The organism is Microcystis sp. LSC13-02 (assembly GCA_002282935.1).
Taxonomy (GTDB): Bacteria; Cyanobacteriota; Cyanobacteriia; order Cyanobacteriales; family Microcystaceae; genus Microcystis.
Map to the genome: position 1 here is coordinate 1 of MTBT01000266.1, position 4,166 is coordinate 4,166.

Sequence of the window (4,166 nt, forward strand, 5' to 3'; positions counted from 1 at the left end):
TAAGTTTTTTTTTCTAGTAAATCCAATTCTTTTGAGAGCTTGACCAATTCTCATCCTACTGACTGGGTTAGTCCATTTTTGCGCCATTTTTGAATTGGCGAATTTTAAAAAGGGCTGTTCATAAATTCAGCCTGTTTTATCATGAAAATTTTGACTAATTGACTAGATTTTATCTGTTGATTCCGCAAAAATTTGGCTAGTTTTGTCGAATTATCGCTCGGCAACCTTCCGAGTTTTTCTTAATTTTTAAAAACACAACTCTCAACCTCTAAATTAGGTTCTCAATTCAGTTTGTGAGAAATGCGGGTTGAATATCGCTGTTTTTGAGGCGAACTTTAAAGACAGTGTAGCCTATTCCTGGTATTTGATCGCCGATGAATTTGCCTATCTGAAGGTCATCAATTAGGGGTTGTATATCAGTACGAATGCTCCGATATCGTTTGGCGAGGATGCGAAGTCGATCCTTGAATTGATCGGAGAAAAGGAGCTTGATAGGGGGAATTTCTTCAGTCATCTATGCCATCCCACAGTTCAGAGATGGGATGTACTTTGCCCTCCTTAGCTTGCTGAAGAGAAATACGAAGACTGGTGAGGATGAGTTCTTTTGGTTCGTCGTCGGGGTCAGTGGGTGGAGTGAGGATATTACGCGATACTAGCAATTGGTAGAAATCATCGAGCGCCATTCCCGTTAGTTCGGCTGCTTGTTCAAATTGAAGGCGTTGCTGCTGATAGAGCATGATAGCGATTTCCGTGAGCATTTGAGCTTCAGTCATTTGGGCTGTTTGCAGAAGTTCAGTGGGAAGGGTGAGGCTCATAGAGGTTTCATTAAGTGGTGGTAACTTCATTGTATCGCCATTAAAAAGTAAACGACAAAAATAGGCTAAATTGCCTCTAAAAATACCATAAATGCCCCTTCATTCAATCTTGAGGGGGTTTATTTTTTCCTTTCGCTTATTAAACAACTATCACCTCGTTGCTAGGGTCTCCCTGGCAACGCATTTCCAGAGGTTCTACCTTGAAACGAGACAAAGCATTGATGATCACACAAAGTTGAGAAGATCCAAATAGCCAATTTAGTGCCAAAATTAGGAGTAGTTTATTTATTCTTCTCTCCTAGTTAAAAATATGCAAGTTAAAGAGCTAACCGTTGAAGAACTCAAGCTCCTCATTCAAGAAACTGTTGCCGAAACCATCCAATCTATCTTACTCGATCCTGACCAAGACAAAGAAGTCAAACCTGAAGTTAAGCAACAACTTCTTGATTCTCTAAGACGGACTGAAATAGGAGAAAAGGGGGTTTCAGCCGAGGAAGTAGCCAAAAAATTAGGATTAAACTGGTAATGGCTTACTTTGTAGAATTTAGCCACGAAGCAATCGCTGATTTAGAAGCACTCGCTCCTATCATTCAAGAGCGAATTTTGCGGAAAGTTCGCTGGTTGTCGGATAATTTTGAAAATGTTAGTCCTCAAGCTTTAAGTGCTAATTTGAGTGGTCTTTTCAAGCTTCGAGTCGGTGACTATAGAGTTATCTATTCTTTTGCACCCGAAGCAAAGCGGCTTACCATCCATAAGGTTGGACATCGCCGAGATATCTACAGTTGATAAAATACTGTGTTTGAGAGTAAGTGGTTTCTTTGCTTAACATGATTTTTAGGGGATACTTGTACAACCTTATTGTACAAGTCCAAGCTCTTGAACTCCCCAAAAAACCCAAAATCTCGATCGCTAGTTAGGGAGAGGAATGTAAAGATTTATTCAATTGTAGCTTTTAATACAGTTGTGGGGAGGGGTGTGTGTATTGTTTACCTAAAACCAATTCAAAGCGAACAACAAATGATAAAACTATCCAGATTATCAACAGTTAAAAACCTCACAAGGTTAGCTTTAGTTTGATGGTTCTTTTTATTTCGATAATGCTTTTAGCGAAGGATCTACCTCTAATTCTATTGGAGACAACTGGAATGTAAAAGCTCCTCATGGAGAGGGTTTGAACCTTCATCCTGATATACTTTTTGCTCGTTTTGCGAATTCTTCTAGTACAGAGACGTTTAAACATGAATCACATTTTAATATCAGGACTTACAATTATGCACTGGGTCAATTGACTGGTAAGCAACCATCAGATTTTGACTTTTGCAATCAAACTTGTATTAACGGTACTGTTCGGATACTAGATGTTTCTTTAGTGCATACACCAGAACCAACTTCAGTCCTCGGCTTCCTCGCGCTTGGTACACTCGGTGCAGCTTCAACCCTCAAGCGCCAACTAAAACCCTCTAAATCCAGCGAAAAAGAAACCACAAAAGTCGGCTAAATTGCTTCTAAAAATACCATAAATGCCCCTTCAATCAATCTTGAGGGGGTTTATTTTTTTGACCGTGTTTCTACTAATTAATTTTTATTAATTAATTGGTCATACTAAATCCGTTGAGTATAGGCTAGTTATGAGGAGAGGCACTCATGCAAGAGGCACTCATGCAAAGGGGAAAATAAATAATCAGTTTTTTTTAGTATGAGTTCCTAAATCCACAGAACATCCCAAAATATCTTCTAAATAATACTGTACTTGCAGAAGTTGAAAAAAACTACGTCTTTTTAATTCCGATAAGTCTGGCTATGTAATTTATTCGGCGATGTCCTCTAACATTCTTTGAATCTCTTCTTCCGTTACGTCATTTCTTCGACTAACATTTAAAATATCTCCTTCTTTTAATTGTTCGAGTATATTCTCGGCTAGTCTTTTCGTATAGGTTCGTTTACTGGCAACAAAATCTAACTTCTCACTAAAGGGTTTCTGACAATTATCGCACTTAAATTGACGACGATTAACTTGTAGGTACACTGGTTGTCCTGAGAGCGGTAAATCTTTGACTAAATGTCGATGATTTTGGTGTAGTTTATCGCTCTTTAACCCACAACGAGGACAGGTTGCTTTTTTATTTTTCGATTCGATTCGGAAAACTATACCGATATTTTCTAGGTGTAGATAGCCTTGAATAGAGGTTCCTTCTAGGTTCAAAAATTTGTCAAGTATCATAAGTAAAATACTCTCGTTTTTGGGTATTCTATCAAATCTTAACTCTATTGTCTATCTTTTGGTATTAACCTGTTTGTGCCTTAAGTCTCTCCCTGTATGGATTTGAGCTATTTTTGGGCGTAGGCACTCTCATCGAATTTTATTTTTAGTTAATTATTTGCATAACAATTCCCGAAGAGCCAAAAGCCTCAATATTGGCCGATTTGGGCGGTTTTCCTGAGTTGCCAATTATGGAAGATTTTGAATTAATACAAAGATTGAAAAAAAGGGGTAAAATAGCCATAGTTTAAAAATTCCGCCGCGCTTGTTGAAAAGTTTTTATCGTTTATGGTCATAAAGGCTTGCTTAAAAAGTATTTTAGGTCATTGTGTAATGTAGGAGCGCAACGCTTGCGCCCATAATGTGACGTTGTCAACATTTTTCAGCCAATATCCAAGAGAGCCAAATACAATTATACAATCGAAGAAACCATACCAAAGAAGAGGTTTACATGAGCCAAACATTAGCAAAAATAATCAAAAATGCGGGGAAGGTAAGCATTACTTATTAGTGGCAGGGGCAACTCTAGCCATCCTAACCCCTTTCCAAGCCGCCCAAGCAATTGTAGGGACAGGGACAGTGACAGGCTATTTTGACAACCCCATCACGCTCCCTGGCTCAGTATACACGGGTATCGGAACCAACACCATCGAATGGGGAACGCCTTTCAATAGTGTTTCATTTACCAATCAATTGTCCTTTACTCCTTCTGACTTTACCAATCAGCCCAAGGGTCAAGACTTTGTTGCAGGGCGCTTGTATTACCGTAATGGCACTATTTTTCTCGGTACTCAGATTGATGGGGTTGATCTGATAATCAATACTACTTCCTCCGACCCAGATTTCACTCAAACATTGCCATTAAAAATCACGTTTGTGACCACCCCAAATGTTGCTGATCCTATCGCTAGTGCAGATTTCATTTACTTTACGGATTTCCCCGATCGCGGTAGTTTCAGGGTACTAGAAGGAGAAGATACCGACGTAGAAGTTATAACTCAGTTTGGCTCTTCGGTAATTGTTATGCAAATAATTAACTTAAAATAAAATTCGATGAGAGTGCCTACGCCTAAAAGTAGCTGAAATCTATA

3 protein-coding genes and 5 pseudogenes are annotated in these 4,166 nt (G+C 38.8%); 5 read left to right on the forward strand and 3 right to left on the reverse strand.

Translation table 11 applies throughout. From position 1 onward, the window contains the following. Window positions 1–307: 307 nt before the first annotated feature. Both BGL89_RS16915 and BGL89_RS16920 read right to left on the reverse strand, forming a co-directional pair. Window positions 308–514 (reverse strand): annotated as a pseudogene (locus tag BGL89_RS16915) (type II toxin-antitoxin system RelE/ParE family toxin); the annotation flags it as partial. Beyond that, window positions 507–845, reverse strand: coding sequence for a UPF0175 family protein (locus BGL89_RS16920; RefSeq protein WP_286826706.1), 339 nt, complete (start codon window positions 843–845; stop codon window positions 507–509). The gene BGL89_RS16920 and the pseudogene BGL89_RS16915, both read right to left, overlap by 8 nt. 280 nt (window positions 846–1,125) lie before the next feature. Here BGL89_RS16920 and BGL89_RS16925 point away from each other — a divergent pair, with 280 nt between their 5' ends. The 3 genes and pseudogenes from BGL89_RS16925 to BGL89_RS16935 form a co-directional block, all read left to right on the forward strand. Further along, window positions 1,126–1,341 (forward strand): hypothetical protein, encoded by a 216-nt coding sequence (locus BGL89_RS16925; RefSeq protein WP_002771553.1) that lies wholly within the window; start codon window positions 1,126–1,128, stop codon window positions 1,339–1,341. Continuing rightward, window positions 1,341–1,601 (forward strand): type II toxin-antitoxin system RelE family toxin, encoded by a 261-nt coding sequence (locus BGL89_RS16930; protein WP_286826707.1) that lies wholly within the window; start codon window positions 1,341–1,343, stop codon window positions 1,599–1,601. The genes BGL89_RS16925 and BGL89_RS16930 overlap by 1 nt, the downstream gene beginning before the upstream one ends. A gap of 592 nt (window positions 1,602–2,193) precedes the next feature. Beyond that, a pseudogene (locus BGL89_RS16935) lies at window positions 2,194–2,313 on the forward strand (PEP-CTERM sorting domain-containing protein); the annotation flags it as partial. Window positions 2,314–2,616: 303 nt separating this feature from the next. Here the strand turns inward: BGL89_RS16935 and BGL89_RS16940 are convergent. Continuing rightward, window positions 2,617–3,036 (reverse strand): annotated as a pseudogene (locus BGL89_RS16940) (transposase family protein); the annotation flags it as partial. 182 nt (window positions 3,037–3,218) lie between these two features. On the opposite strand from BGL89_RS16940, the pseudogene BGL89_RS16945 reads away from it, so the two are divergent. Continuing rightward, window positions 3,219–3,373: pseudogene (locus BGL89_RS16945) on the forward strand (TIGR04283 family arsenosugar biosynthesis glycosyltransferase); the annotation flags it as partial. Window positions 3,374–3,526: 153 nt separating this feature from the next. Next, window positions 3,527–4,098, forward strand: a pseudogene (locus tag BGL89_RS16950) (choice-of-anchor K domain-containing protein); the annotation flags it as partial. Window positions 4,099–4,166: the final 68 nt, after the last annotated feature.